At 72.1% G+C, this 24,157-nt stretch carries 23 protein-coding genes and 1 pseudogene; 11 read left to right on the plus strand and 13 right to left on the minus strand.

Going from position 1 to position 24,157, the window contains the following annotated elements; genetic code table 11:
- Positions 1 to 175: 175 nt before the first annotated feature.
- Positions 176 to 1,099 (minus strand): annotated as a pseudogene (locus ACGFW6_RS22735) (EamA family transporter); the annotation flags it as partial.
- Between the two features lie 79 nt (positions 1,100 to 1,178).
- Between ACGFW6_RS22735 and ACGFW6_RS22740 the strand changes: the two are divergent.
- Complete coding sequence (locus ACGFW6_RS22740; protein WP_393512809.1) at positions 1,179 to 2,078, plus strand: LysR family transcriptional regulator; 900 nt, start codon at positions 1,179 to 1,181, stop codon at positions 2,076 to 2,078.
- A gap of 55 nt (positions 2,079 to 2,133) precedes the next feature.
- Complete coding sequence (locus tag ACGFW6_RS22745) at positions 2,134 to 2,736, plus strand: ABATE domain-containing protein (RefSeq protein ID WP_393512634.1); 603 nt, start codon at positions 2,134 to 2,136, stop codon at positions 2,734 to 2,736.
- Between the two features lie 304 nt (positions 2,737 to 3,040).
- Here ACGFW6_RS22745 and ACGFW6_RS22750 read toward each other — a convergent pair whose 3' ends face one another.
- The 6 genes from ACGFW6_RS22750 to ACGFW6_RS22775 all read right to left on the minus strand — a co-directional run bounded on the left by ACGFW6_RS22750 (position 3,041) and on the right by ACGFW6_RS22775 (position 9,677).
- Positions 3,041 to 4,306, minus strand: a complete 1,266-nt coding sequence (locus ACGFW6_RS22750; protein WP_393512637.1) for an ArgE/DapE family deacylase — start codon at positions 4,304 to 4,306, stop codon at positions 3,041 to 3,043.
- A 340-nt stretch (positions 4,307 to 4,646) separates the two neighbouring features.
- Entirely contained in the window at positions 4,647 to 6,095 is a 1,449-nt protein-coding gene (locus ACGFW6_RS22755) for an ATP-binding protein (RefSeq protein ID WP_393512640.1), read from the minus strand.
- Entirely contained in the window at positions 6,096 to 6,818 is a 723-nt protein-coding gene (locus ACGFW6_RS22760; RefSeq protein ID WP_393512642.1) for a response regulator transcription factor, read from the minus strand.
- Positions 6,819 to 7,172: 354 nt separating this feature from the next.
- The gene (locus tag ACGFW6_RS22765) at positions 7,173 to 7,778 is read right to left on the minus strand and encodes an FMN reductase (protein WP_393512645.1); all 606 of its coding nucleotides are present in this window, start codon (positions 7,776 to 7,778) and stop codon (positions 7,173 to 7,175) included.
- Complete coding sequence (locus ACGFW6_RS22770; RefSeq protein WP_393512648.1) at positions 7,775 to 8,869, minus strand: LLM class flavin-dependent oxidoreductase; 1,095 nt, start codon at positions 8,867 to 8,869, stop codon at positions 7,775 to 7,777. Before ACGFW6_RS22770 ends, ACGFW6_RS22765 begins: the two co-directional genes overlap by 4 nt.
- A 217-nt stretch (positions 8,870 to 9,086) precedes the next feature.
- Complete coding sequence (locus ACGFW6_RS22775; RefSeq protein ID WP_393512651.1) at positions 9,087 to 9,677, minus strand: TIGR03086 family metal-binding protein; 591 nt, start codon at positions 9,675 to 9,677, stop codon at positions 9,087 to 9,089.
- 62 nt (positions 9,678 to 9,739) lie between these two features.
- On the opposite strand from ACGFW6_RS22775, the gene ACGFW6_RS22780 reads away from it, so the two are divergent.
- Positions 9,740 to 10,561, plus strand: a complete 822-nt coding sequence (locus ACGFW6_RS22780; protein WP_393512654.1) for a DUF6597 domain-containing transcriptional factor — start codon at positions 9,740 to 9,742, stop codon at positions 10,559 to 10,561.
- A gap of 339 nt (positions 10,562 to 10,900) precedes the next feature.
- On the opposite strand, the gene ACGFW6_RS22785 is transcribed toward ACGFW6_RS22780, so the two are convergent.
- Positions 10,901 to 11,797 (minus strand): NADP-dependent oxidoreductase, encoded by an 897-nt coding sequence (locus ACGFW6_RS22785; RefSeq protein ID WP_393512657.1) that lies wholly within the window; start codon positions 11,795 to 11,797, stop codon positions 10,901 to 10,903.
- A 129-nt stretch (positions 11,798 to 11,926) separates the two neighbouring features.
- Between ACGFW6_RS22785 and ACGFW6_RS22790 the strand changes: the two genes are divergently transcribed.
- Positions 11,927 to 12,334 carry a winged helix-turn-helix transcriptional regulator gene (locus ACGFW6_RS22790; RefSeq protein ID WP_393512660.1) on the plus strand — a complete coding sequence of 136 codons (408 nt, stop codon included), beginning with the start codon at positions 11,927 to 11,929 and terminating at the stop codon, positions 12,332 to 12,334.
- Between the two features lie 5 nt (positions 12,335 to 12,339).
- On the opposite strand, the gene ACGFW6_RS22795 is transcribed toward ACGFW6_RS22790, so the two are convergent.
- The gene (locus tag ACGFW6_RS22795; RefSeq protein WP_393512663.1) at positions 12,340 to 12,849 is read right to left on the minus strand and encodes a hypothetical protein; all 510 of its coding nucleotides are present in this window, start codon (positions 12,847 to 12,849) and stop codon (positions 12,340 to 12,342) included.
- Between the two features lie 122 nt (positions 12,850 to 12,971).
- On the opposite strand from ACGFW6_RS22795, the gene ACGFW6_RS22800 reads away from it, so the two are divergent.
- Positions 12,972 to 13,307, plus strand: coding sequence for a YnfA family protein (locus ACGFW6_RS22800; protein ID WP_393512666.1), 336 nt, complete (start codon positions 12,972 to 12,974; stop codon positions 13,305 to 13,307).
- A gap of 18 nt (positions 13,308 to 13,325) precedes the next feature.
- Here ACGFW6_RS22800 and ACGFW6_RS22805 read toward each other — a convergent pair whose 3' ends face one another.
- A complete protein-coding gene (locus tag ACGFW6_RS22805; protein ID WP_393512669.1) occupies positions 13,326 to 13,760 on the minus strand; it encodes an ester cyclase in 435 nt (144 codons plus the stop codon).
- Between the two features lie 119 nt (positions 13,761 to 13,879).
- Between ACGFW6_RS22805 and ACGFW6_RS22810 the strand changes: the two genes are divergently transcribed.
- On the plus strand, positions 13,880 to 14,656 hold the full coding sequence (locus ACGFW6_RS22810) for an SDR family NAD(P)-dependent oxidoreductase (RefSeq protein WP_393512672.1): 777 nt from the start codon (positions 13,880 to 13,882) through the stop codon (positions 14,654 to 14,656).
- Positions 14,653 to 14,790, plus strand: a complete 138-nt coding sequence (locus tag ACGFW6_RS22815) for a hypothetical protein (protein ID WP_393512675.1) — start codon at positions 14,653 to 14,655, stop codon at positions 14,788 to 14,790. Before ACGFW6_RS22810 ends, ACGFW6_RS22815 begins: the two co-directional genes overlap by 4 nt.
- 48 nt (positions 14,791 to 14,838) lie before the next feature.
- Here ACGFW6_RS22815 and ACGFW6_RS22820 read toward each other — a convergent pair whose 3' ends face one another.
- A complete protein-coding gene (locus ACGFW6_RS22820) occupies positions 14,839 to 16,032 on the minus strand; it encodes an RtcB family protein (RefSeq protein WP_393512678.1) in 1,194 nt (397 codons plus the stop codon).
- 216 nt (positions 16,033 to 16,248) lie between these two features.
- Here ACGFW6_RS22820 and ACGFW6_RS22825 point away from each other — a divergent pair, with 216 nt between their 5' ends.
- The 3 genes from ACGFW6_RS22825 (at position 16,249) to ACGFW6_RS22835 (ending at position 19,614) form a co-directional block, all read left to right on the plus strand.
- Positions 16,249 to 17,118 (plus strand): DUF3558 domain-containing protein, encoded by an 870-nt coding sequence (locus tag ACGFW6_RS22825; RefSeq protein ID WP_393512682.1) that lies wholly within the window; start codon positions 16,249 to 16,251, stop codon positions 17,116 to 17,118.
- Positions 17,119 to 17,255: 137 nt separating this feature from the next.
- On the plus strand, positions 17,256 to 18,137 hold the full coding sequence (locus tag ACGFW6_RS22830; RefSeq protein ID WP_393512685.1) for a DUF3558 family protein: 882 nt from the start codon (positions 17,256 to 17,258) through the stop codon (positions 18,135 to 18,137).
- A gap of 166 nt (positions 18,138 to 18,303) precedes the next feature.
- Complete coding sequence (locus ACGFW6_RS22835) at positions 18,304 to 19,614, plus strand: DUF2637 domain-containing protein (protein ID WP_393512688.1); 1,311 nt, start codon at positions 18,304 to 18,306, stop codon at positions 19,612 to 19,614.
- An 82-nt stretch (positions 19,615 to 19,696) separates the two neighbouring features.
- On the opposite strand, the gene lysS is transcribed toward ACGFW6_RS22835, so the two are convergent.
- On the minus strand, positions 19,697 to 21,439 hold the full coding sequence (gene lysS / locus ACGFW6_RS22840; RefSeq protein WP_393512691.1) for a lysine--tRNA ligase: 1,743 nt from the start codon (positions 21,437 to 21,439) through the stop codon (positions 19,697 to 19,699).
- A gap of 244 nt (positions 21,440 to 21,683) precedes the next feature.
- Between lysS and argS the strand changes: the two genes are divergently transcribed.
- Positions 21,684 to 23,441, plus strand: coding sequence for an arginine--tRNA ligase (argS, locus tag ACGFW6_RS22845; protein ID WP_393512694.1), 1,758 nt, complete (start codon positions 21,684 to 21,686; stop codon positions 23,439 to 23,441).
- Between the two features lie 73 nt (positions 23,442 to 23,514).
- Here argS and ACGFW6_RS22850 read toward each other — a convergent pair whose 3' ends face one another.
- The gene (locus ACGFW6_RS22850) at positions 23,515 to 23,970 is read right to left on the minus strand and encodes a peptidoglycan-binding protein (RefSeq protein ID WP_393512697.1); all 456 of its coding nucleotides are present in this window, start codon (positions 23,968 to 23,970) and stop codon (positions 23,515 to 23,517) included.
- Between the last annotated feature and the right edge of the window lie 187 nt (positions 23,971 to 24,157).

A 24,157-nucleotide genomic window follows, 5' to 3' on the forward strand; every position in this document is an offset into this window, starting at 1 on the left:
ACGGCTCACCCCGGACCGGCTCCCCGTCAACCGGCTCACCCCGGACCGGCTCACCCCGGACCGGCTCCCCGTCAACCGACTCGCCCCGGAACGGCTCCCCGTCTACCGGCTCGCCCCGGAACGACTCCCCGTCAACCGCCCCCTCCGGCTCCCCGCCCCACGGAACCCGTCGTCGTCCGCGCGCCGGTCGCCGGGGCATGCCCTTCGGAGACTCGAACTGCGCTGCCAGCAACGAGGCCAGGGCGAGGGCGAAGCCGAGGGACTGGGGCAGGCTCAGGGACTCGCCCAGGGCGATGCCGATGACCGTCGCGACCAGCGGGGACAGCAGCACCAGCGGTGCGGACGCGCCCACCGACAGCTTTCCGATGCCGCGGAACCACAGCGTGTACGCGATCAGCCCGCCCACGCTGCCGAGCCACAGGTAGCCGGCCGCCGCCCCCGCGTCGATCCGCTCCGGCACTCCCTCGATCACCAGGGTGAGCGGGAGCAACAGCACGCCGCCGACGGCCAGTTGCCAGCCGGCGAAGGCGAGCGGGCCGACCCCCGCGGGCCGCCCCCAGCGCTTGGTGAGGACGGTGCCGCAGGCCATCGCGGTCGTACCGCCGAGGCCGGCGAGCACCCCGACGGCGTCCAGCCGGGCCTCCGGGCCGAGCACGACGAGCCCGACGCCGACGACACCGAGCACCCCCCAGGTCCAGCGCCAGACCGTGGCCCGGACGTGGAGCGCCGCGATGGCGAGCCCGGCGACCAGCAGGGGCTGGGCGGCGCCGAGGGTGGCGGCGACCCCGCCGGGGAGCCGTTCGGCGGCCAGGAAGAGCAGCGGGAACAAGGTGCCGATGTTGAGCGCGCCGAGGACGCCGGCCTTCCACCACCAGTCGCCGCGCGGCAGCACGCGGGTGAGCGCCAGGGCGAGCAGCCCGGCGGGCAGGGCGCGGACGAGCCCGGCGAACATCGGATGCCCGGGCGGAAGGAGTTCCGTGGTGACGGCGTAGGTGGCGCCCCACGCCGCGGGAGCGAGGGCGGTCAGTGCGACGGTTGCCACCGGCAGCGCGCGGGAACTCCGCGCCGGGCCCGGTGACCGCTCGGTCGAGGGATGCATGAGAAGCAGTCTCCGCAGCCCGGCCCCATGGCTCCAATACATGGTTGTCATCACAGCCATGAACGAGAACCATGGTCCTGTGGATCTCCAGCAGATGCGCTACGTCGTCGCCGTGGCCGAAACCCGTAACTTCACGCGCGCGGCGGAGCGCTGCTACGTGGTGCAGTCGTCCCTCAGCCATCGGATCGCCGGTCTGGAACGGGAGCTCGGGGTCAAGCTGTTCGCCCGTTCCAGCCGCCGTGTCGAACTGACCAGTGCGGGTGAGGCGTTCGTGGCCGCGGCGCGCGAGTGCCTGGCCGCCGCCGACCGCGCGGTCGCCGACGCCGCCGCGGCTACCGGTGTCGTACGGGGCCGGCTCGCCGTCGGCGTGATCGTGACCACGGCCGCGGTGGACGTACCGGACCTGCTGCAGCGGTATCGCGCGCGGTACCCCGATGTGCGTGTCGTGCTGCGTTCCGGGCGCAGCGACGAGCTGGCCGCGGCGGTGCGGGACGGCGAGCTGGACATCGCCTTCCTGGGGCTGCCGGAGGGTGAACGGCCCTCCGGGGTCGAGACCCTCGTCCTCGACCACGACGAGCACGCCCTGGTCGTGCCGGCCGGGCACCGGCTCGCGGGCGTGGACCGGGTCACCCTGGCGGAGATCGCCGAGGAGACCTTCGTGGACTTCGCGGCCGGCACCCCGGCCCGGGCCCAGTCCGACCGGGCCTTCGCGGCCGCGGGCCTGGTCCGGGACGTCGCCTACGAGGCCGGTGTGGTCGAGCTGATCTCCCGGCTGGTCGCGCGCGGGCTCGGTGTCGCGTTGCTGCCGTCGGCGTACGTCCGCCCGCTGGCCGCCGACCATCCCGAACTGGCGCTGGTCCGGGTGCTCGACGGGCCGCATCGGCTGGAGTACCTGGTGTGGAGCCGCTTCAACCCGAGCCCGGCGACCCGGGCGATGCTCGACGTCCTCGGGGTCGGTCCGCACACGGCCGGATCCTGAGCGCGAACCAGAGGGCCCGGCTGCCGTCGCCTCACGGATGGCCGGACTCCGTACCATGAGAGCCATGAAGGAGACCGTCGAGCCGCCGATGCCGCCCGCGCCGGGCGCGGAGCAGTACCCGTCGCTCGCCCTCGTCAACAGCGTCGTCGCGCTGCCGGGCGGGCAGTTCGTGGATCAGCTCGGCACTCCGGCGGCGGCGAACGACTGGCTCGTGGAGCGCGGACTCGCTCCCGTCGACGCGGGGATGCGGGAGATGTGCGCGGCCCAGCTGCGGTCGCTGCGCGAGCAGGTCCGGTCGCTGTTCGACTCGCGGGTCGCGGCGCTGCCCGCGCTGCCGGCGGCGCTGGCCGCCGTGAACGACGCGCTGACCAGGGTGCCCACGGCTCCGCTGCTGCAGTGGGACGAGAAGGACGGCCCGTACCGCGCCGCGACGCACCCCACCACCGAGATCGTCGACCACGCCCTGGCGACCCTCGCCGCCGACGCCGCCGACCTGCTCACCTCCGCCGACGCCGAACGCCTCACCGCGTGCGGCTCGGCCCCCTGCAACCGCTACCTGCTCCGCCACGGCCGCCGCCACTGGTGCTCCACCCGCTGCGGCGACCGCGCCCGCGCGGCCCGCGCCTACGCCCGCCGCACCCGGGCGACAGCCGACTGAACGACGAGAACCGCACGAGGGTCCGGGGGCGTACGGCGCACGCTGGCGAAGGCCGGCAGTGGGCCGAGAACCGCACGACGGTCCCGGGACGTACGACACACCCGAGCAACCGCCGGCAGAGAGCCGAAGACCGCACGACGGTCCCGGGACGTACGACACACCCGAGCAACCGCCGGCAGAGAGCCGAAGACCGCACGACGGTCCCGGGACGTACGACACACCCGAGCGACCGTCGGCTGAGCGACGAGGACCGCACGACGGTCGTCGGGTGTTCGGCGCCGAGCGCCCACGCACGCCGGTCGGCTCACTTGACGCCGACCGTCCGCAGCACCGTCACCGCCAGCGTCCGCGCCACCTCGACCACCTCGGCGAGCGTGACCTGTTCCCGCGCGCTGTGCGCCACCCGGATGTCCCCCGGCCCGTACTGCAGGGTCGGTATCCCCGCCCCGGAGTACAGCCGCAGATCGCTGCCGTACGGCGCCCCGCACTCGCGCGGGTCCGCCGCTCCCGCGGTGTCGGCGTGGGCGCCGCGGATCAGTTCCGGCAGCGGGTGGCCCTCGGGCAGCCGGCCGCTGGCGAACTGTCCGCCCGGCCACGTCACCATCGCCGGGTGGTCGCGCAGCCACGGATCGGCGGCACAGGCCTCGGCGACGCACCGCTCGAAGGCGGCCCGTGCCTCCGCCGGGTCCTCCCCGAGCCGTACGCCCAGCCGCCCTTCGGCGATCAGGAGATCGGGCACGCTGCTCGCCCAGTCCCCGGCGCGCACGGTGCCCACCGACAGGGCGTACGGGATGGGGTGTTCGGCCATCAGCGGATGGGCGTCGCGGTTGCGTTCGGTCTCCAGCCGGGCCAGCGCCGCGTGCAGCGGCACATACGCGTCGATCGCGCTGACGCCCTGGTCGCGGGCGCTGCCGTGGGCCGCCTTGCCGGGCACGGCGAGCCGGAAGGTCAGCGCGCCGGCGTTGGCGGTGACGAGCGCGCCGCCCGTCGGCTCGGTGATGACGCAGACGTCGCCGCGGTGGCCGCGCCGCAGCGTGCCGAAGGCGCCGAGACCGCCGTCCTCCTCCCCCACCACGAAGTGCACGCCGACCCGTCCGCGCAGCCGCACCCCGGCGGCGCGTATCGCCGCGAGCGCGGCGAGGTGGGCGGTCAGGCCGGCCTTCATGTCACAGGCACCGCGCCCGTACACGACGTCCCCGACGACCCTCGGCACGAACGGATCCCCGGCCCACGCCTCCCGGTCCCCCGGCGGTACGACGTCGACATGGCCCTGCAGGACGAAGACGGGCCCGTCCCCACCGTCCTCGGTCGCCCCGACCAGCCCCCAGGCCTCCGCCCGCGCGGCCTCCGTCCCCGGGAACCCGGGGTCCGCGCGCAGCGCGTCCAGGTCCATGGACCACAGGTCGACGTCGAGCCCGAGCCGCTCCAGCCGCCCCGCCAGCAGATGCTGCAGCTCGGACTCGGCCGCGCTCCCCGTCACGCTCGGCACGGAGATCAGCTCCAGCAGCGTCCGTCCGATCCCGGCCGCGTCGATCTCCGCCAGTACGGCGTTCTCCACGTCACTCAGCACGACGACGTCCTCCCCTCGGCCACCGGGCGCACGGCCCGCCCGATGAGATGGTGGCCCATCGCGGACGTATCCGAGAGAGGGCGGCCCCCGGACCGTGATTCCTCCGCCCCAGCCGGCCCTTCCGCTCCAGCCGGCCTGGCTCGTCCGCCTCAGTCGGCCTGGCTCGCCCGCCTCAGCCGACCCCCCGCCACGTCAGCCGACCCCGCCACGTCAGTCAGCCTGGCCAGTTCAGTCAGCCTCGCCCTCCGCCTCAATCGACCCCGCCACCTCAGTCAGCCTCGCCACCTCAGCCGTCCCCGCCACCTCAGTCAGCCTCGCCACCTCAGCCGTCCCCTCCGGCTCAGCCGGCCCCGCCGACCGTGAATCCGATCGCCGTCCCCCCGCCCTCCCGCCGGAAGGCGAACGGCGCTCCGCCGTGGGCCAGTGCCACCTCCCGCACGATGGACAGGCCGAGCCCGGATCCCGGCAGGGAACGCGCGTCGGGGGCGCGGTAGAAGCGGTCGAAGACGCGGATCAGGTCGTCCTCGGCGATACCGGGCCCGCGGTCCAGGACCTCGACACGGACCGTTCCGGGCCGTGCGGGCCCGGCAACGCTGATCTCGATGGGCGCGGTGCCGTCGCGGTCGAACTTCGCGGCGTTCTCCACGAGGTTGGTCACCGCCCGCTGAAGCATCGCCGGCCGGCCCTGCGTGGTCGTGTCGCCGCACGCCCGGACCTGGATCCGCCGTCCGGTACGCCGTCGCGCCAGCCCGGCGACGTCCTCGGCGATGTCGGCGAGGTCCACCCGCTGGGCCGGCTCGGTGTCGGACTGCCCGGCCGCCAGGTCGACCAACTCGTTGACCAGGTCGGTCAGTTCACGTGCCTCCTGGCCCAGGTCGGCGACCAGCTCGTCGCGGGCGTCGGGCGGCAGCTCGTCGATGCGGCGCAGCAGGGAGATGTTGGTGCGCAGGGAGGTGAGCGGGGTGCGCAGTTCGTGGCCCGCGTCCTGCACCAGCCGCCGCTGGTCCTCCTCGGACTGGGCCAGCCGCCCCAGCATCCGGTCGAAGGCCCGGCCGAGGCGGCCCACCTCGTCGTAGCCGGTGACGGGCACCTGGATGCCCAGCTGCCGGGTGCGCGCGACGTCCTCGGCCGCGTCGGTGAGGACGACCAGCCGGCGGGTGATGCGCCGGGCCAGCCACCAGCCGAAGAGCCCCGCGAGCGTCACGACGGCCGCCACCAGCAGCAGCGTCCGCTGCTGGAGCGCCCGCAGCAGGTCCTCGGTGTCGCTGAACTCCTGGGCGATCTGCACGGCGCCCCGGCCGCCGCCGAGCGCGACCGTCGCCACCCGGTAGACGTCGCTGCCGACGTCGACGTCCTTGTGCTGGACCATCCGCCCGGCCGTCCCGTCGGCCGCGATCCGCCGGTCGGCGGCGGTGACCGGCAGCCCCGGGCGCCCCGGGTCGACGACGGCGCCGTCCGGGCCCAGCACCTGCACGTCGGTGCGGGCGGGCCGTACGAGATCGTGGCCGGGGGCGGAGGAGGAGAAGTCGTCCGGCCGCATCGGCCGCTGCCGCACCTCGCCGCGCAGGTCCTGGACGACCTCGTCGAACACGGACTCCTGGTCCACCCGCACCAGCCGGGCGGCGGCGGTGTACGACAGCAGTCCGACCAGGACGGTGACGACGGCGGCCACGGCGGCGAAGGACACCGCGAAGGTGGAGCGCAGCGAGACGAGCCCGGTGCGGCGCCGTCCGGTCAGCAGCCGTGCGGTCACGATCCTGGCGAGCCGACGGCGGGCGGGGCCGCCCACTCAGTCCTCCCGCAGCACGTAACCCACCCCGCGGACCGTGTGGATCAGCTGCGGGGCGCCCGGCTCGTCGAGCTTGCGGCGCAGGTAGCCGACGTAGACGGCGAGGTTCTTGGAGCCGGGGCCGAAGTCGTAGCCCCAGATGCGGTCGTAGATGGTGGCGTGGTCGAGGACGATGCCGGCGTTGCGCACGAGCAGCTCCAGCAGCTCGAACTCGGTCCGCGTCAGCTCCAGCTCCCGCGCGCCCCGCCAGGCCCGGCGCGCCTGCGGGTCCATCCGCAGTCCGGCCGCCTCCAGCAGCCGGCCGGTGGGCTCGGGGGCCGGCTTCGGGGGTACGTCGACCGGGGCGCCGTTCGTCTCGCTGGTGCGGCGCAGCAGGGCGCGCAGCCGGGCGAAGACCTCCTCCACGTCGAAGGGCTTCACCACGTAGTCGTCGGCGCCCGCGTCCAGGCCCGCGATGCGGTCCTGGGTCTCCACGAGCGCCGTCAGCATCAGGATCGGGGTGCGGTCGCCCTCGGCGCGCAGCACCCGGCAGACCTGGAGGCCGTCTATGCCGGGCATCATCACGTCCAGCACGAGTACGTCCGGGGGTGTGCGGTGGGCCTGCGCCAGCGCTTCGACGCCGTCGGCGACCGCGGTGACCCGATAGCCCTCCAGGGTCAGCGCGCGCTCCAGGGCGTGGCGGATGGCGCGGTCGTCTTCGGCGAGGAGAACAGTCTGGGACACCCGTTCAGTCTGCCAAGGCCTCCGGCGGTTCGGCCGGGTGGGCTGCGCCGCGGTTGCCCTTCTTACTGGGCTCACACCCTCACACGGCCCCTGGGGGCTCCGCCCCCAGACCCCCGTTCGGCCTGAACGGCCTCGTCCTCAAACGCCGGACGGGCTGACAGACGCCCCGCGCCCCAGCCGCCGGACGGACTGAGACACGCCACCCGGCCCCAGCCGCCGGACGGACTGAGACACGCCACCCGGCCCCAGCCGCCGGACGCGCTGAGACATGCCACCCGGCCGCCAGCCGCCGGACGGGCTGAGGCATGCCACCGGGCCCCGGTCGCCGGACGGGCTGAGGGATTCTCCGGGGTCTCAGCCGCCGGCCGGGCTCGACAGCGCCGCCAGCTGCTCGGCGAACGGCACCACCGTGAGGTCGTCCCCGGCGGGCCGCCTCGTCCCCGACAGCCCCTGCACCAGCGTGACCAGCTCGTCCGCCGCCCGCTCGATGCGCCCGTCCAGGCCCTCGGCGCCCCAGTCCTCCGAGGCCGCGTACACGCCGGTCGGGACGACCACGGCGCGCAGATGGGCGAAGAGGGGACGCAGCGCGTGCTCCAGGACCAGCGAGTGCCGGGCCGTGCCGCCGGTCGCGGCGATCAGCACCGGCAGGCCCGCCAGCGCGTCCTTGTCGATCACGTCGAAGAACGACTTGAACAGTCCGCTGTACGACGCGGAGAACACCGGCGTGACGACGATCAGTCCGTCGGCCGAGGTCACCGCGTGGATCGCGGCGGCCAGCTGCCGGCCGGGGAAGCCGTTGGTGAAGTTGTGCGCGATCTCCACGGCCAGGTCGCGCAGCTCGACGACCTCGACCTCCACGGGGTCCGCGGCCAGCCGCCCGGCCGCCGCCGCCAGCCGGTCGCCCAGCAGCCGGGTGGAGGACGGGACGCTCAGCCCCGCGGACACGACGACGAGCTTCATGCGACGGTCACCTCTTCCGACTCCTTCTTGGCCAGCAGGGAGGCGTGGGTCGGCGCGTCCGGCACGCCGGCCGGACGTCCGGCGGCGAACTCCTTGCGCAGCACCGGCACGACCTCCTCGCCGAGCAGGTCGAGCTGCTCCAGGACGGTCTTGAGCGGCAGCCCGGCGTGGTCCATCAGGAACAGCTGGCGCTGGTAGTCGCCGGCGTAGTCGCGGAAGGCGAGCGTCTTCTCGATCACCTGCTGCGGGGACCCGACCGTCAGCGGCGTCTGGTCCATGAAGTCCTCCAGCGACGGGCCGTGCCCGTAGACCGGGGCGACGTCGAAGTAGGGCCGGAACTCGCGGATCGCGTCCTGGGAGTTCTTCCGCATGAAGACCTGACCGCCGAGGCCGACGATCGCCTGCTCGGGCGTGCCGTGGCCGTAGTGGGCGTACCGGGTCCGGTACAGCTCGACCATCTGCTTGGTGTGGTCGGCCGGCCAGAAGATGTTGTTGTGGAAGAAGCCGTCGCCGTAGTACGCGGCCTGCTCGGCGATCTCCGGGGAGCGGATGGAGCCGTGCCAGACGAACGGCGCGACGCCGTCCAGCGGCCGGGGCGTGGAGGTGAAGCCCTGCAGGGGCGTGCGGAACTTGCCCTCCCAGTTCACGACGTCCTCGCGCCACAGGCGGTGCAGCAGGGCGTAGTTCTCGATGGCGAGGTTGATGCCCTGACGGATGTCCTGCCCGAACCAGGGGTAGACCGGGCCGGTGTTGCCGCGGCCCATCATCAGGTCCATCCGGCCGTCGGCCAGATGCTGGAGCATCGCGAAGTCCTCGGCGATCTTCACCGGGTCGTTGGTCGTGATGAGCGTGGTGGAGGTGGACAGCACCAGCCTCTCCGTCTGCGCCGCGATGTAGCCGAGCATCGTCGTCGGCGACGACGGCACGAACGGCGGGTTGTGGTGCTCACCGGTCGCGAAGACGTCGAGTCCGACCTCCTCGGCCTTCAGCGCGATGGCGACCATGGCCTTGATGCGGTCGCGCTCGGTCGGCGTACGGCCCGTGGTGGGGTCCGGCGTGACATCGCCGACGCTGAAGATCCCGAACTGCATGGTCGCTCACCCTCCAGGTTGTTGACGGTTCAACTATACCCGGAGAACGGAGACCGTGCGGGGGCTATTCCCGCCCCACCGAAACGACCGCCGCCCCACCCAAACGACCGCCGCCCCACGGACACGACGACCCGACCTGCCCGGACGACGACGACACCTCCCTACCGACCGGCCATGTCCAGCGCCCAGCCGGCTTCGCCCCGCCGGCCCGCCCCGACTAGCCCCAGCGGGGATCCCTGCCCGTCCGTGCGAGCAGGCGCTCGAAGGGGGACGCTCCCTCCGGCTCGGGGGCCGGTTCCCCGAAGACCCCCATCTTCCTGGCCGTCGGCGACAGCGTGTCCACCGTGCCGGCGAGCTCCGCCACGACCGCCTCGTCGGCGGCCGCGTAGTCCTGGCCGGTCGCCCGCGCCAGGTCCCACACGTGCACCGTCAGATCGAGCAGCGCCATCGAGCCGACCAGCCGGGCCGGCATGTCCATCCCGCCGGTCCGCCCCTCCTCCGCGCCGGGCGCGGACCAGGCCGCCACCAGCAGGTCCGCCTCGCGGCCGAGGTCCTCGCGCCACTCGGCGTTCCCCGTGACCCGGTCCGGGGTGTCGCCGAAGTCCGACGCCTCCTTCGCGGCCAGCCGCTGGAACTGCACGATCACCTGATAGAGGTGGTTGACCAGGTCCTTCACGTCGTACTCCGCGCAGGGCGTGGGCGCGGCGAGGTCCTCGTCGGAGATGCCCCGCACCACCGGGACCGCCCGCTCGCGGGCCATCGCCAGCAGCTCACCGATGCCGTACGTCTTCACACCGTTCGTGTCCATGTCTCGACGGTAGGGACACCGACGGCTGCCCTTCTTGAAGAAACGCGACGTACCATCCGGCCATGGAGGCACCCCGCCACGACACCCGCGGGATCGTCGACCCGGCCGGGCTGCTCAGGCGTGTGCGGTTTCGCCGCCACGAGCCCGCCGAGCCGCTGCGCCGGTACGTCGAGTGGTACTGGCTCATCGACTGGGACCTGCCCGAGCCCTACGCCTCCCATGTCGTCCCGCACCCGGCCGTCAATCTCACCTTCCAGTGGGACGAGGACGAGGGCGGGCCCTACGCCGAGGTGACCGGTGTCGCGCTCGGCATGTACACCCGGAAGCTGACCGGGCGGGGAAGGGTCTGCGGGGTGAAGTTCCGGCCCGGCGGGTTCCGCCCGTACGCCGCCGAGGCTCCGGTGTCCCGGTGGACGGGCCGCACCGTGCCCGCCCGGGAGGTGTTCGCACCGGCCACGGCCGAGACCGCCGGCACGATCGTCACCCCGGCCGACGACCAGGCCCGGGTGGCCGCCCTGGACGCCTTCCTCCTCGCGCTCCCCCGCACCCCCGACCCGCAGGCCGACCTCGCGATCAGCCTGGTCAGGCACATCCGCGCCGACCGCACGGTCCTGCGCGTCGGCGACTTCGCGCGGGCGCAGGGGCTGTCGGTCCGGGCGCTGCAACGGCTCTTCTCGACCTACGTCGGCGTCAGCCCCAAGTGGTGCATCCTGCGCTACCGCATCCACGAGGCCCTGGACCTCGCCGGCACCCGCACGGACGTCGACTGGGCCGCCCTCGCGGCCGACCTCGGCTACGCCGACCAGGCCCACCTGGTACGGGACTTCACGGCCACGGTGGGCGTTCCACCGACGGCCTACGCACAGGGCGGACAGCCCCGATAGCCCCGGCCGTCACCGCATCCGCCCGAACCCGCCGAGCCGGGCACATCCCCCGCCACGGTCCCGTCCACGCGGCCGCCGGCCCGGCACCCCGGGCCGGATCCCGCCGAAGGTGAGCAGCAACGCCCTGAAGGGGCGCGGGGAACTGCGCGCCCACCCCCAACGGCGCCGCACCCGAACGACAACGCGAGAAAACCAGCAGCACCCGACCACACCCCCCACCAACAACACCCTCAAGGGGCGCGGGGAACTGCGCGACCAGCCCCAACGGCGCCGCACCCCGAACCGCCCGACCAGCCACGACGGCGCCGCACCCGGACGACGACGCATCGCGGCACCCGGTCACGGCACCAGCACCAACCGCCCGCGAACCCCGCCCTCCGCCAGCCGCGCATGCGCCTTCGCCGCGTCGTCCAAGGCGTACGTCTCCGCCACCCGGAGGGTCAGCGCCCCCTCGTCCACCAGCCGGACGAGTCCGGCGAGCTGCGTGCCGTCGGCGTTCACCTCGACCGCTCCGGTGCGCACCCCGCGCACCGGCCCCGGCTCGGCGTGCGGGATGACGCCGATGTAGGCGCCCCCGTCCCGGACCCACTCCAGCGCCGGCGCACCCAGGACCGCCGCGTCCAGCACGGCGTCGAAGCCGCCCGCCGCGACACCGCCCGCCGTGAAGCCGGCCGCTCCCAGCGACCGTACGAACTCCTCGTCCGTCTCCCGGGCCAGCGCGGTGACCGTGATCCCCCGGCGCGCGGCGAGCTGCACGGCGTACGCGCCGACCGCGCCCGCCGCCCCCGTCACCAGCAGCGACTGACCGGACGTCACTTCCAGACGGTCCAGGGCCTGTGCGGCGGTCAGGGCGTTCAGCGGCAGTGACGCCGCGTGCACCGCGTCCGCCGCCGCCGGCGCCGGGGCGACGGCGTCCGCGTCGACCACGACGTACTCCGCGTGCGTGCCGAGCGGCTTGACCATGCCGTAGTGCAGGGCCACCACCTCCTCGCCGGTCCGCCACGTTCCCCCGGCGGCGCCGCCGACGGCGTCCACCGTCCCGGCGACGTCCCAGCCGAGTCCGGTCCGCCCGGCCAGAGCGCCGAAGACCCCGGCCCGCACCCCCGCGTCCACGGGGTTCAGCGCGGCCGCCGCGACCTTGATCCGTATCTGCCGCTCGCCGGGCTCCGGCACGTCGGTCTCCACGACCCGCACGGCCTCGGGCCCACCGACCGTATCCACCACAACAGCACGCACAGCGACTCTCCTCGGTTCGTCAGCGTGTGGGCGGGATGATCTCCCGTCCGCTGCGAACAACCCTAGGAAGAGTTACTATCTCTAGGTAAGTAGTTACCTGAGAGTGCGTATGTACCCCAGAGGTGAGCCATGGCGACCACGACGGCGGCCCAGCGACGCGAGCAGGCCCGGATCGAGTACGACGCCTTCCTCAAGAGCTGCCCGACCAACCAGCTCCTGGACCGCATCAGCGACAAGTGGGTCAGCCTCGTCGTCTCTGCCCTCGCCGCCGGCCCCATGCGCTACAGCGACCTCGGCCGCAGGATCGCGGGCGTCAGCCCCAAGATGCTGACCCAGACCCTGCGCTCCCTCGAACGCGACGGCCTGCTCACCCGCACCGTCACCCCGTCCGTCCCGGTCCGCGTCGACTACGAACTCACCGCGCTCGGTCAGAACCTGGCCCTGCTGCTGACCGCCGTGAAGAACTGGGCGGAGACCCACTTCGACGAGGTCCACCGCTCCCGCGCGGCCTACGACGCCGACAACCCCGACGACTGACGGCGTCAGAAGTAGTACGTGTCCCCGGTGTCCAGCACCAGGACCGGCTGCCGCTCCCGCGCCCGGGTCTCGTCGACCACCCCGCCGCCGCCCACCGGAGCGAACTCCAACAGCACCTCCGCCGGCGCGTCACGCAGCCGTACCCGCAGGCCGATCCGCTCGCCGGAGTCGTGCGCGGCCAGCGGCCCGACCCGGCACCGCACCGCCCGGTCCCCGTCCGGCGCGCACCCCGCGGGCAGCGACTGCCCCTCCGCCAGCGGCTGCGACCAGCGGATCCGCACCGCGGAGTCCGGCACGGCGCCCGGCCCGTGATTGTGCGGCGTGAACCGTACGTCGATCCGGCCCCCGACCATGTCGGCGGACCCGTGATACGCGAGATCGGCCTCGGCCCGACGCACCGCCTCCGAACCGCGCACCGGCCCGGACCCGCGCACCGCCCCGGCGGCCGGAGTCAGCCCGCCGGCCACCGTCACCACGGCCGCTCCGCACACCGCAGCAACCCGCATCCGCCGCATACCGCCACTCCTCACTTCACGTGGTCGTAGCGATGTATCCCCCGCCCGGCGCCCGGCAGGCGCCGTCCAACAGGTGACACGCGGCCGAGGGCCCCCGACCGGGGCGTGCGAAGCTGACCGCCATGCTGATCGTCCGCTCCGTCGCCCTCTTCGTCGTCGCCGCGCTGTTCGAGATCGGCGGCGCGTGGCTGGTCTGGCAGGGCGTGCGCGAGCACCGCGGCTGGCTGTGGATCGGCGCCGGCGTCATGGCGCTCGGCGCGTACGGTTTCATCGCCACGCTCCAGCCCGACGCCGCATTCGGCCGGATCCTCGCCGCGTACGGCGGTGTCTTCGTCGCCGGTTCGCTGGCCTGGGGCATGGTCGCCGACGGCTACCGCCCGGACCGCTGGGACGTCACGGGCGCACTGATCTGCCTCGCGGGCATGGCGGTGATCATGTACGCGCCGCGAGGGAACTGACCGGCGGCCCGGCCCCGCTCAGGACGGCTCGTCGGGCAGCAGTCCGAGCTGCGCCAGGAACTCCATCTCGTCGAAGTAGAGCCGGTAGTCCACGATCCGCCCGTCGTCGTCGACGGTGGCGAAGTCCACCCCGCGGATCCTGATCTCCTTCTGCGTCGGCGGCAGCGTCTCGCCCGTCGGCAACTGGATCGGCCCGGTGTTCTTGCCGGTGAAGACGCCCTCGTCGATGGCGGTGTCGCCGACCTCGTAGGAGTGCACCGACTCGTAACTGCCGTCCGGAACCGCCTCGGTCATCTGCCGCCAGTACGCGGCGATGTCGTCGCGCCCGTGAAGCTCCCCGCCGTCCGGGGTGACCGCGACCGCGTCCTGCGCGTAGAGACCGGCGATCGTGTCGGAGTTCCCGGTGGTGATCGCTGCGGTGAGCCGGTCCATGACCTCGCGTGCCTGTCCCATGATCCACCTCCTGCCCTTGGGGATCACCCATCTCATTGTCCCACCGCGCCGCCCGCCTATCCTGGCCGGACAGGCCCTCGACCCGGCCCGGACCGCATCGACCCGCACGAGGAGCAGCCATGCCCACCGCCGCACCGTCCGCCGCCTCCCGCATCGCCGTCGTCACCGGTGCGAGCAGCGGTATCGGAGCCGCCACGGCACGGCAGCTCGCCGGGGCCGGCTACCGGGTGGTCCTCACCGCCCGCCGCAAGGACCGCATCGAGGCGCTGGCCGAGGAGATCAACGCGGCCGGCCACGCCGCGACGGCGTACCAGCTGGACGTGACGGACCGCGCGGCGGTGGACGAGTTCGCGACGGCCTTCCAGAGCATCGGCGTCCTCGTCAACAACGCCGGCGGCGCGCTCGGCGCCGACCCGGTCGCGACCGGCGACCCCGCCGACTGGCGCACGATGTACGAGACCAACGTCATCGGCACCCTGAACCTCACCCAGGCCCTGCTGCCCAAGCTGGAGGCGAGCGGCGACGGCACGGTGGTCGTCCTGTCCTCCACGGCCGGCCACGGCACGTACGAGGGCGGCGGCGGCTATGTCGCCGCCAAGCACGGCGCCCACGTCCTCGCCGAGACCCTGCGCCTGGAGATCGTCGGGCGCCCGGTCCGGGTCATCGAGGTCGCGCCCGGCATGGTCAGGACCGACGAGTTCGCCCTGACCCGCTTCGGCGGCGACGAGACCAGGGCGGCGAAGGTCTACGAGGGTGTGGCGGAGCCCCTGACGGCCGACGACGTGGCCGACACCATCACGTGGGCGGTCACCCGCCCCAGCCACGTCAACATCGACCTCCTCGTCGTGCGCCCCCGCGCCCAGGCGTCCAACACGAAGGTGCACCGGGACCTGTGACCGCGCCCGGGGAGAACAAGCCCAAGGACCCCCACGACGAACGCCAGATGTGGTGGTGGCTCGGCTATTTCCTCTTCGGCATCCACATCGTGGCCTTCGTGATGATCTACGCGGTGACCCACGCCCCGAAGTAGCGGCAGCGAAAGGCCCCCCGGTGTCGACCGGGGGGCCTCACACGTCCGTCAGCCCTTCACGCACACGACCTGCTTCAGCTTCGCCACGACCTCCACGAGGTCCCGCTGCTGATCGATGACCTGCTCGATCGGCTTGTAGGCGCCCGGGATCTCGTCCACGACACCGGAGTCCTTGCGGCACTCCACGCCCCGTGTCTGCTCCTCCAGGTCCTTGGTCGTGTAGCGGCGCTTCGCCGCGTTCCGGCTCATGCGCCGGCCCGCGCCGTGCGACGCCGAGTTGAAGGCCTTCTCGTTGCCGAGGCCCTTCACGATGTACGACCCCGTGCCCATGGACCCCGGGATGATGCCGTACTCGCCGGAACCGGCCCGGATCGCGCCCTTGCGGGTCACGAGCAGGTCCATCCCGTCGTAGCGCTCCTCGGCCACGTAGTTGTGGTGCGCGCTGATCTCGGCCTCGAAGGCGGGCTTGGCCTTCTTGAACTCCTTGCGGATCACGTCCTTCAGGAGCGCCATCATGATCGTGCGGTTGTACCGGGCGTACTCCTGCGCCCAGAACAGGTCGTTGCGGTACGCCGCCATCTGCGGGGTGTCCGCGACGAAGACGGCGAGGTCGCGGTCGACCAGGCCCTGGTTGTGCGGGAGCTTCTGGGCCACGCCGATGTGGAACTCGGCCAGTTCCTTGCCGATGTTCCGGGAACCGGAGTGCAGCATCAGCCAGACGGAACCGGTCGTATCCGTGCAGACCTCGACAAAGTGGTTGCCGGATCCGAGGGTTCCCATCTGCTTGGTCGCCCGCTCCTCACGGAACTTCACCGCCTCGGCGACCCCGTCGAACCGCCCCCAGAAGCCGTCCCACCCGGACGTGCCGAAGCCGTGCAGCCGGCCGGGGTCGACAGGGCTGTCGTGCATTCCCCGCCCCACCGGAATCGCCTGCTCGATCTTCGACCGCAGCCGGGACAGGTCGCCCGGCAGGTCGTTCGCCGTCAGGGACGTCTTCACCGCCGACATCCCGCAGCCGATGTCCACGCCGACCGCCGCGGGACACACGGCCCCGTGCATCGCGATGACGGACCCGACCGTCGCGCCCTTCCCGTAATGCACGTCCGGCATCACGGCGAGGCCCTTGATCCACGGCAGGGTCGCGACGTTCTGGAGCTGCTGGAGCGCGGAGCCCTCGATCGTCGCCGGGTCGGCCCACATACGGATGGGTACCTTCGCGCCCGGCATCTCCACGTACGACATATCGTCCTCAATCCCCCTGAAACAAAACACAAGTCTTAAATCGCAAAACCGGCGCCAGGGTCGATGAAAAGGGACAACGGACCGGCGTCCACAGCAGTGCGTGCGATACACATTGTCTCCAGTGGGCGCCCCCGCGCGGCAAGCGAATAACCAGCGGGGACACTGAGAGACCGGCAGCGGACCGACCACACAGCCACCGCAGAGAGGAGCCTGACCGTGCAGCGGAAGGCCTACGTATCCGGCGTCGCCGCACTCCTCGCGGTGCTGCTGGCCGGCTGCACCGGCAGCTCCGACAGCGGCGGCGCAACCGACGACTCCAACCCCGGCGACTCCGGCACGGCGTCCGCGACGGCCGAGCCCGGCCGCTACCGCACGCTCCCCGAACCGTGCGGCGTGGTCGGCGAGGACACCCTCGACTCGCTCCTGCCCGGCATCCAGCAGCTCCCGGACGCCGAACAGCAGGAGAAGGCGTACGAGGGCACGCCGACGCTCACCTACGACACCGACCGCAGGATCGGCTGCCGTTGGAAGGTCGAGTCGGCCGACGCCACCGACCATCTCCTCGTCAGTTTCGAGCGCGTGGTGTCGTACGACACCTCGGTCAGCGACGACAGCGAGGCGGAGCAGCTCTTCGCGACGAAACAGGAGGCGGCGGACCTGCCCGAGCCGGTGAGTCCGGACGGCGACGCCGGCACGGCGTCCACCGATCCGTCGGCGGGCGGCGGCGGAAGCGGCAGCCCGAGCGGCTCACCCTCCCCCTCGGCCTCGAACTCCGCGTCCCCGTCCGTTTCGTCCTCGACGTCCCCCTCCTCGTCCGCGTCCACCGACGACGCGGCCGCCGCCGAACTCCAGCCCCGGGTACTGGAGGACCTCGGTGACGAGGCCTTCCTCGACGACCAGCTCGCCGGCTCCGGTTCGACGGCCCAGCAGCGCACGGTGACTGTGGCGTTCCGCACGTCCAACGTCATCGTGACCATCGAGTACGAGGAGCAGCCGGCGACCGTCGGCGCGGTCCCGGACAGCGAGGAAATGCAGGACAGAGCGCAGAAACTGGCCGCGCAACTGGCGGACGCGCTGGCGGACTAGCGCCCTTCCTTCACACCTCCACACCCTTGTGCGACGTAACCGAAACGAGACCGCACACCTTCTTCACCGCGTACCGTGGCCCCTCGGACCCGATCCGACCGCAGGAACCACGAGTGGCCGTCATGAGTGAAGGAACCATGCAGCGAGCAGTGAAGCGAGACCAGCATCACCGGCGTGACCAGCGCGAGCAGCGGGCGAGGGGCCTGCGCCGAGCCGTTGTCAGCGCGGCCGCAGTCCCCGTGATGCTGGTCGCCGCGGGCTGCTCCTCGGACTCCGGTTCGGGCGACAAGGCCGCCGCCGACAGCGGCACGAAGACCTCGGCGTCGTCGTCCGCGAGCCCGTCGCCGACGGTGCAGGCGGCCGTGTACAAGTCGATCCCGGACGCGTGCAAGGTGCTGGACAAGAAGACGCTGGAGGACCTGGTCCCCGAGGCCAAGTCGGGCAAGAAGGGCTCTTCGGACGAGGCGTCGACGCGTGCCTCCTGCTCCTGGAGCAGCCTGGACAACAACGGCGTGAAGGGCTCGCAGTTCCGCTGGCTCAACGTCTCGCTGCTGCGCTTCGAGTCCGACGTCACGCGCGGCTCGGGCGCCGAGCTGGCGCAGGCGTACTACAAGACGCAGGTGCAGGACGCGAAGTCGGTGTCCGGCGCGAAGAACCTGAAGTCGGCGCCGGTCGCCGGGGTGGGCGACGAGGCGACGGCGGTGCGCTACGACCTGAAGAAGAAGGAGGGTTCCTTCAAGCAGGAGACGGTCGTGGCCCGGGCCGAGAACGTCGTCGTGACGCTCGACTACAACGGCGCCGGTCTCGCCGGCGAGAAGACCCCGAGCGCGGACACCCTGAACAAGCTCGCCCAGAAGGCGATCAAGGAGGCCGTGGCCGCGGTCGCCGAGGCCAACGACGGCGGCGGCGCGGGCACGCCGAGCAGCGCCCCCTCGAAGTCGGCGTCGAAGTCCCCGTCCGGCAGCTCGTCGAAGGCGGCGTCCAGCTCCCCGTCCAAGTCAGCGGCGAAGAAGAGCTGACCGTCACACCCGGCACAGCGCTGCGTCACAACGCGCAGCTCAGCCAAGCCCTTTGTACGAGCCCGGCCCGATAACGGTCCGGGCTCGTGCCGTACCGGGAGAACGCACGCCGTACGAATGTGCCACTCTGTTGCGCGCAACAACACGCAAGGGGAGGGGAGTACGAGTGGCCGCGCCACCGCAGCTGACTCGGATGCACCGCGTTCTCATCGGCGTGGTCGTGTTCGGCGCCGTGATCATCGCCGGCATCGGCTTCGCCGGTTCGTACGCGGCCGTCCGTGAGCTGGCCATCCAGAAGGGCTTCGGGAACTTCAGCTATGTGTTCCCGATCGGCATCGACGCGGGCATCTGTGTCCTGCTCGCCCTCGACCTCCTGCTCACCTGGATCCGCATACCGTTCCCGCTGCTGCGGCAGACCGCCTGGCTGCTGACGGCCGCGACGATCGCGTTCAACGGCGCGGCGGCCTGGCCGGACCCGCTGGGCGTCGGCATGCACGGGGTGATCCCGATCCTGTTCGTGGTGTCCGTGGAGGCCGCCCGGCACGCGATCGGCCGCATAGCCGACATCACCGCCGACAAGCACATGGAGGGCGTCCGCCTCACGCGCTGGCTGCTCTCCCCGCTGCCGACGTTCCTGCTGTGGCGCCGGATGAAGCTGTGGGAGCTGCGCTCCTACGAGCAGGTCATCAAGCTGGAGCAGGAGCGCCTGGTGTACCAGGCCCGGCTGCGTTCCCGCTTCGGCCGCGCCTGGCGCCGCAAGGCCCCGGTGGAGTCGCTGATGCCGCTGCGCCTGGCGCGCTACGGCGTTCCGCTGGCGGACACCGCTCCCGCAGGGCTGGCCGCGGCGGGCATCGAGCCCGCGCTGCTGCCGCCGGCGACACGGCAGCCGGCCCTGGACGCCGTACCCGCGGCCGAGGTGACCGCGGCGGCACCGGCCGCCGCCAACCCGGCACCCGTACCGCCGCAGGCGACGCCTCCCGGCGAGCAGCGCCCGCAGCTCGCGGGCCCGCCCGGGCCGGAGCAGCAGGACTACGTGCAGGACTGGTTCAACACGCCCCGCCAGGTCGAGTACCAGGGCGGCTACAGCGCCACGTACGACCCGCAGGGGCACTACGAGGAGTGGTACCAGGAGCAGGTCCAGGCGGAGCAGTACCAGGACCAGTACCAGGAGGAACCGCCGGTCCAGGAGCCCTCTCCGGAGGACACGGGCACCTTTCCGATCCCGGTGACCGGCAACCGCACCCGCCAGCTCGGCGAGGGCGGCGGCACTCCGGCGCCGGAGCCGGGCGAGGAGGACTACTACCTGGTCTTCCGTGAGTCCATAAAGGGCGGGAACGGCGCGCCGACCCCGCGCGGGTTCATCGCCGACGTCGAGGCGACGTACGGCGTCGCCCTCGAAGAGGCCGAGTCCAAGCGGATGGTGAACCGCTTCTCCAACCGCCTGAACGCGGAACTGACGGACGAGCACATCGCCTGACCGCGCACCGCCCGGCCGCACCTCCCTGACACACACGAGAAGGGGCCCTCGACGGATCGAGGGCCCCTTCTCGTCGTGCCGACTATGCGCCGAGCAGGCGCCGTACCCGCTCCTGCCCCACCGCGAGCAGCAGCGTGGGCAGACGCGGCCCGGTGTCCCGGCTCACCAGCAGGTGGTAGAGCAGGGCGAAGAACGTCCGCTGGGCAGTCTTGATCTCGGCGGGGAGTTCCTTGGGCGTGGCATCGGCGGAGAACCCGGCCTGCACCTTGGGCACGCCGTAGACGAGGTGGGTCAGCCCGTCGAGCGACCAGTGCTCGGCGAGGCCGTCGAGCAGCAGCCGCAGCGACTGCTGGGACGCCTCGTCGAGGGACTTCAGCAGCTCGGCGTCGGGCTCGTCACGCACGATGGTCCGCTGGTCGGCGGGCACCTGCGTGTTGATCCACGCCTCGGCCTTGTCGTACCGGGGACGGACCTCGTCCAGGGTGGCCGGCGGGTTCTCCGGGTCGAGCTCGGATAGGATCCGCAGCGCCTGGTCCTGGTGTCCGGCGGTGACGTCGGCGACGGACGCGAGCGTCCGGTACGGCAGCGGGCGTGCCGTGCGCGGCAGCTCACCCGCGGCCGTGCGCACGGCACGGGAGTGCGCGGCGACGTCGGCGGGCAGCGCGGAGCCGTCCTCGACCTTGGCGTCCAGCTTGTCCCACTCGTCGTAGAGCCGCTGGATCTCCTGGTCGAAGGCGATCTTGAAGGACTGGTTGGGCCGGCGGCGGGCGTACAGCCAGCGCAGGATCTGCGGCTCCATGATCTTCAGCGCGTCGGCCGGGGTGGGCACCCCACCGCGCGAGGAGGACATCTTCGCCATGCCGCTGATGCCGACGAAGGCGTACATGGGACCGATGGGCTGCGCGCCGCCGAAGATCCCGACGATCTGCCCGCCGACCTGGAAGCTCGAACCCGGCGACGAGTGGTCGACCCCGCTGGGCTCGAAGATGACGCCCTCGTAGGCCCAGCGCATGGGCCAGTCGACCTTCCAGACCAGCTTGCCGCGGTTGAACTCGTTGAGCCGGACGGTCTCGGAGAAGCCGCACTCGTCGCAGGTGTACGACAGCTCGGTGGTGTCGTCGATGTACGAGGTGACGGTGGTGAGGTCCTTCTCGCAGTTGCCGCAGTACGGCTTGTACGGGAAGTACCCGGCGGAGCCGGAGCTGCCGTCGTCCTCGCCGGCCGCGCCGGAGCCCTCGGCGGCCTCCAGCTCGGCCTCGTCGAGGGGCTTCTGCGACTTCTTGGCGCCGCCCTTGGGCTTGGTGCGGTACTGGGCGAGCACGGCGTCGATGTCACCGCGGTGCTTCATGGCGTGCAGGATCTGCTCCCGGTACACGCCCGAGGTGTACTGCGCGGTCTGGCTGATCCCGTCGAACTCCACGCCCAGCTCGGCGAGCGACTCGACCATCGCGGCCTTGAAGTGCTCGGCCCAGTTCGGGTACGCCGAGCCCTGCGGCGCCGGCACGGAGGTCAGCGGCTTGCCGATGTGCTGCGCCCACGACTCGTCGACCCCGGCGATCCCGGCCGGCACCTTGCGGTAGCGGTCGTAGTCGTCCCAGGAGATCAGGTGCCGGACCTCGCGCCCGCGTCGCCGGATCTCGTCGGCGACCAGGTGCGGGGTCATGACCTCGCGCAGGTTGCCCAGATGGATGGGGCCGGAGGGGGAGAGTCCGGAGGCGACGACGACCGGTTTGCCCGGGGCCCGACGCTCCGACTCCTCGATGACCTCATCCGCGAAACGGGAGACCCAGTCGGTGGTCTCGGTGCTCTGAGCCACGATCGGCACGTCCTTCTTTCTCCAGGGCAGCCGTACGGTCAACGGCTGGCGCCCTCATTGTCCCAGCAAGGACGGCAACAACGAAAACGCCTTTGCGGGCAGCGCCCTGAAAGGGCGCGGGGCTGTATCGATCTGCGGCTCCGCCGCGTGGGCGCGACAAGCCCCCACCGGCTCGCACCCGCGAAAAGCGCTTTACCCCCCATGGGATACTGAGCACGTCTACCAAACCCACGAGGAGAACGGCTCCCACCCCATGGCCTCGGTCACGCCCCTCAGCGCTTCCGTCGAGCAGCAGCTCACGTCCGCCCTCTCGGCCACCCTGCCGGAGGCGACCGACGTCGACCCGCTGCTGCGACGTAGCGAGCGGGCCGACTTCCAGGCAAACGGCATTCTCGCCCTCGCCAAGAAGGCCAAGGCCAACCCCAGAGAGCTGGCCACCCAGGTCGTCAGCAACATCACCACCGGTGACGTGATCAAGGACATCGAGGTCTCCGGACCCGGCTTCCTCAACATCACCGTCGCCGACCGGGCGATCACCGAGAACCTCGCCGCGCGGCACGCGGACGGCGAGCGCCTCGGCGTGCCGCTGAAGGAGAACGCCGGCATCACGGTCGTCGACTACGCCCAGCCCAACGTGGCGAAGGAGATGCACGTCGGCCACCTGCGGTCGGCGGTCATCGGCGACGCCCTGCGCGGCATGCTCGACTTCACCGGCGAGCAGACGATCGGCCGGCACCACATCGGCGACTGGGGCACCCAGTTCGGCATGCTCATCCAGTACCTGTTCGAGAACCCCGGCGAGCTGGCCCCCGCGGCCGACGTCGACGGCGAGCAGGCGATGAGCAACCTGAACCGGGTGTACAAGGCCTCGCGCGCGGTCTTCGACTCGGACGAGGAGTTCAAGGAGCGGGCCCGCAAGCGGGTCGTCGCCCTCCAGTCCGGCGACAAGGAGACGCTCGAACTGTGGCAGCAGTTCGTCGACGAATCGAAGGTCTACTTCTACTCGGTCTTCGAGAAGCTCGACATGGAGATCCGCGACGACGAGATCGTCGGCGAGTCCGCGTACAACGAGGGCATGCCGGAGACCGCCCGCCTCCTGGAGGAGATGGGTGTCGCGGTGCGCTCCGAGGGCGCGCTCGTGGTGTTCTTCGACGAGATCCGCGGCAAGGACGACCAGCCGGTCCCGCTGATCGTGCAGAAGGCCGACGGCGGCTTCGGCTACGCGGCCTCCGACCTGACCGCGATCCGCAACCGCGTCTTCGACCTGCACGCGACGACGCTGCTGTACGTCGTGGACGTCCGCCAGTCCCTGCACTTCAAGATGGTCTTCGAGACGGCACGCCGGGCCGGCTGGCTGGGCGAGCACGTCACCGCGCACAACATGGGCTACGGCACGGTGCTGGGCGCGGACGGCAAGCCGTTCAAGACGCGTGAGGGCGAGACCGTACGGCTGGAGGACCTGCTGGACGAGGCGGTGCAGCGGGCCGCCGAGGTCGTCCGGGAGAAGGCGCTGGACCTCACCGAGGACGAGATCCAGGAGCGGGCCGCGCAGGTCGGCATCGGCGCCGTGAAGTACGCGGACCTCTCGACGTCGCCGAACCGGGACTACAAGTTCGACCTGGACCAGATGGTCTCGCTGAACGGCGACACGTCCGTGTACCTCCAGTACGCCTACGCCCGGAACCGGTCGATCCTGCGCAAGGCGGGCGACACGCAGCCGGCCGCGCACCCGGAGCTGGAACTGCACGCGGCGGAGCGGGCGCTCGGCCTGCACCTGGACGCGTTCGGCGACACCGTCTTCGAGGCGTCCGCGGAGTACGCCCCGCACAAGCTGGCCGCGTATCTGTACCAGCTGGCGTCGCTGTACACCTCGTTCTTCGACAAGTGCCCGGTGCTGAAGGCCGAGACGCCCGAGCAGGTGCAGAACCGTCTGTTCCTGTGCGACGTGACGGCCCGGACGCTCCACCAGGGCATGGCCCTGCTGGGCATCCGGACGCCCGAGCGGCTCTGAGCATCTGATGTGACGCCGAGGCCCGTCCTTCCCGCGCGGGAAGGACGGGCCGCTGTCATGTCGGGGCGACGACTCAGCAGTACGGCCTGGAGTCGGCCGCGAAGTCCTTGAACGCGGCCCGGGTGCCCGACCCGGCGATGCCGTCGATCGCGCCGGTGTAGCCGTGGTGCGCCTTCAGGTCACGTTGCAGGGCCTTGATGGTGTTCGGGCCGACGATCCCGTCGATGCTGTCGTTGTAGCCCCAGTGCGCCTTGAGCCAACGCTGGAGCGCCTTCCAGCTGTTGGTGCCGAGCTGCCCGTCGAGGGCGCCGGTGTAGCCCCAGTAGTCCTGGATCCAGCACTGGACGTACCGGGCCTCGGTGGTGCTCAGGCCGAGGTTGTTCACCGCGAGGACGCCGACCTCGGAGCGCACGGCCGGCTTCGCGTCCGAGGCGGCGAAGGTGGTCCCCGCGGTGGCGAGGCTTCCGGCGGCGAGGCCGACGACGGCACCGGCGCTCACGAGAGTCCTCGTCCAGATGTTCGCTCGCATGTGCTTCCCTCTCGCTCTGGTTCGGCCGGCGGCCCCTGCCGCCGGCCGGCGAAACGAGAGTGCGCGGCGGGCGGTGAGGGGGGCCAGGGCCCCCGCCCAAGTGACGTCAGCGCGGGACGTCCCACCCGCTGACCTGCGCGGACGCCGTCCGTCCGGACGTCGCGGCGGGACGCCTGTGACGGGCTGG

The sequence above is a fragment of the Streptomyces sp. Y7 genome, from assembly GCF_043195415.1.
GTDB lineage: Bacteria > Actinomycetota > Actinomycetes > Streptomycetales > Streptomycetaceae > Streptomyces.

Excerpts from the sequence above, each read along its gene's own strand:
- ACGFW6_RS22780 (WP_393512654.1), top strand. The coding sequence starts at position 9,740 with ATGGAGGCACCCCGCCACGACACCCGCGGGATCGTCGACCCGGCCGGG.
- ACGFW6_RS22790 (WP_393512660.1), top strand. The coding sequence starts at position 11,927 with ATGGCGACCACGACGGCGGCCCAGCGACGCGAGCAGGCCCGGATCGAG.
- ACGFW6_RS22795 (WP_393512663.1), bottom strand. The coding sequence starts at position 12,849 with ATGCGGCGGATGCGGGTTGCTGCGGTGTGCGGAGCGGCCGTGGTGACG.
- ACGFW6_RS22850 (WP_393512697.1), bottom strand. The coding sequence starts at position 23,970 with ATGCGAGCGAACATCTGGACGAGGACTCTCGTGAGCGCCGGTGCCGTC.
- ACGFW6_RS22805 (WP_393512669.1), bottom strand. The coding sequence starts at position 13,760 with ATGGGACAGGCACGCGAGGTCATGGACCGGCTCACCGCAGCGATCACC.
- ACGFW6_RS22765 (WP_393512645.1), bottom strand. The coding sequence starts at position 7,778 with ATGAAGCTCGTCGTCGTGTCCGCGGGGCTGAGCGTCCCGTCCTCCACC.
- argS (WP_393512694.1), top strand. The coding sequence starts at position 21,684 with ATGGCCTCGGTCACGCCCCTCAGCGCTTCCGTCGAGCAGCAGCTCACG.
- ACGFW6_RS22775 (WP_393512651.1), bottom strand. The coding sequence starts at position 9,677 with ATGGACACGAACGGTGTGAAGACGTACGGCATCGGTGAGCTGCTGGCG.
- ACGFW6_RS22745 (WP_393512634.1), top strand. The coding sequence starts at position 2,134 with ATGAGAGCCATGAAGGAGACCGTCGAGCCGCCGATGCCGCCCGCGCCG.
- ACGFW6_RS22820 (WP_393512678.1), bottom strand. The coding sequence starts at position 16,032 with ATGTCGTACGTGGAGATGCCGGGCGCGAAGGTACCCATCCGTATGTGG.
- ACGFW6_RS22770 (WP_393512648.1), bottom strand. The coding sequence starts at position 8,869 with ATGCAGTTCGGGATCTTCAGCGTCGGCGATGTCACGCCGGACCCCACC.
- ACGFW6_RS22810 (WP_393512672.1), top strand. The coding sequence starts at position 13,880 with ATGCCCACCGCCGCACCGTCCGCCGCCTCCCGCATCGCCGTCGTCACC.
- ACGFW6_RS22830 (WP_393512685.1), top strand. The coding sequence starts at position 17,256 with ATGCAGCGAGCAGTGAAGCGAGACCAGCATCACCGGCGTGACCAGCGC.
- ACGFW6_RS22800 (WP_393512666.1), top strand. The coding sequence starts at position 12,972 with ATGCTGATCGTCCGCTCCGTCGCCCTCTTCGTCGTCGCCGCGCTGTTC.